Origin of the sequence: Desemzia sp. FAM 23988 (genome assembly GCF_045528365.1) — a bacterium.
Taxonomy (GTDB): domain Bacteria; phylum Bacillota; class Bacilli; order Lactobacillales; family Carnobacteriaceae; genus Desemzia.
Map to the genome: position 1 here is coordinate 1 of NZ_JBGQQS010000063.1, position 584 is coordinate 584.

Here is a 584-nt window from a genome sequence, read left to right on the forward strand (position 1 = left end):
ACAATTACCATATACCGTTACGTAACGTTAGGTTCAAGTAAAAAGATCTAATACACTAAATTAGATAAAAGAGTGAGTAGTAAAAACCTTGCTAGCACAAGTCTTTTACTACTCACGCTTTTACATGAAAACTATAATTTTTTACTTAATATTTCTCCAGGCAATCCGTCAATTTCACATACAATTTCAGATATGAAACCTTGATTACTTAATATTTTTCTAGAAGCAACGTTTTCTGGATCAATGATAGCTTGTATTTTCTCTAACCCTAGTCGACTTGCTATCTCAATTAATTGATTTGCTACACCAGTTCCATAACCTCTTCCCCAATATTTTGGAAGTATCATATAGCCTATTTCTGCTTCGTTAGGTTGTTTTTCATTTAAAGTTAAATGAGCAAGTCCAATAAATTTTTGATCTAAATCTATAGATATTTTGTATGAACCATAATTGTTATTTTTTTTTATTATAGGTTACTAATTTTTGGAAATTTGTTTTGGCTTCTTCATAGGGAATAGCTCTTTCAGTGATTTGAGACATAACACGATCATTTGAAACAAGTTGATAATAATAGTCAAAATCAT

At 29.5% G+C, this 584-nt stretch carries 1 protein-coding gene; it reads right to left on the reverse strand.

Features of this window, described 5'->3' with window-relative positions:
- Window positions 1-131: 131 nt before the first annotated feature.
- Window positions 132-470: a GNAT family N-acetyltransferase; N-acetyltransferase gene (locus ACEN4L_RS13425; protein ID WP_407103277.1), complete on the reverse strand. Its 339-nt coding sequence runs from the start codon at window positions 468-470 to the stop codon at window positions 132-134.
- Window positions 471-584: the final 114 nt, after the last annotated feature.